Origin of the sequence: Pseudomonas sp. HMWF006 (assembly GCF_003061205.1) — a bacterium.
GTDB lineage: Bacteria > Pseudomonadota > Gammaproteobacteria > Pseudomonadales > Pseudomonadaceae > Aquipseudomonas > Aquipseudomonas monsensis.
The window spans coordinates 1-1,243 of record NZ_QAIU01000469.1; the positions used below are offsets into that span (position 1 = coordinate 1).

The following is a 1,243-nucleotide window of genomic DNA, read 5'->3' on the forward strand; positions in this document are numbered from 1 at the left end:
CACCCCAGCCCTCTCCCGGAGGGAGAGGGGGCCGACCGAGGTGTCTTGCGCATTACATCGACCTGAAAGACCGAGTTGATTATGGCCTGCTACAGGCATTGCCGGATTCAGCGATGTCATTTCAGGTCGATGGATTTCTCCAATATCCCGTGATCGGTCCCCTCTCCCTTTGGGAGAGGGCTAGGGTGAGGGGCTTTTGCTTTATCATTGCCACCTAACGACGCTCACCCAAGGCTCCCCCGGCATGCTGGCAATCTTCCTCGAAACCCTGAACATCACCGCGCCGGTGTTTGCCATGCTGTTTCTCGGTGTGTTGCTCAAACGCATCGACTGGATCAACGACAACTTCATCCACACCGCCTCGTCGCTGGTGTTCAACGTCAGCATGCCGGCGCTGCTGTTTCTCGGCATTCTGCATGCGGATCTGCACGCCGCGTTGCAACCGGCACTGCTGATCTACTTCGCCGTCGCCACGCTGGCGAGTTTTGCCCTGGCCTGGGGCTGGGCGATTCTGCGTTGCCCCCGCGAAGATCGCGGCATCTACACCCAAGGCGCGTTTCGCGGCAACAACGGGGTGATCGGCCTGGCACTGGCGGCGAGCATGTACGGTGATTACGGAATTTCCCTCGGGGCGATTCTCGCCGCGCTGGTGATCCTGTTTTACAACACCCTGTCGACCATTGTCCTGGCGGTGTACAGCCCGGTGATCAAGTCCGATCCGTGGAGTATCTGCAAAAGCGTGTTCAGCAACCCGCTGATCATCAGCGTGATTGCCGCGGCGCCGTTTGCCTATTTCAAAATCGGTTTGCCGGGCTGGCTGGAGACATCCGGGCAGTATCTGGCGCAGACCACGTTGCCACTGGCGCTGATCTGCATCGGCGGAACCCTGTCACTGGCGGCGTTGCGCAAGAGCGGCAACATGGCGCTCAGTTCGAGTCTGGTGAAGATGATCGGTTTGCCAGTGCTGGCGACTTTGGGGGCCTGGTTGTGGGGATTTCGCGGCGCGGAGCTGGGGATTCTGTTTCTGTACTTCGGCAGCCCGACGGCGGCGGCGAGTTTCGTCATGGCCCGGGCGGCGCAGGGCAATCATGAGCTGGCGGCGGCGATCATTGTGCTGACCACGCTGATGGCGGCGGTGACCACCAATATTGGGATCTTTGTTTTGCAGTGGGGTGGATGGATCTGACCGAAAGATTTTCGGTGATTTTTCCGGCCTCATCGCGGGCAAGCCCGCTCCCACAGG

General features: G+C 60.0%; 1 protein-coding gene. It reads left to right on the forward strand.

The window, feature by feature from the left end:
* The first annotated feature begins 244 nt into the window (after positions 1–244).
* A complete protein-coding gene (locus DBR24_RS20520) occupies positions 245–1,186 on the forward strand; it encodes an AEC family transporter (protein ID WP_128615678.1) in 942 nt (313 codons plus the stop codon).
* The last annotated feature ends 57 nt before the right edge of the window (positions 1,187–1,243 follow it).

Bases quoted from the DNA above. Each gene is read 5' to 3' on its own strand.
- DBR24_RS20520 (WP_128615678.1), top strand. From the start codon at position 245: ATGCTGGCAATCTTCCTCGAAACCCTGAACATCACCGCGCCGGTGTTT.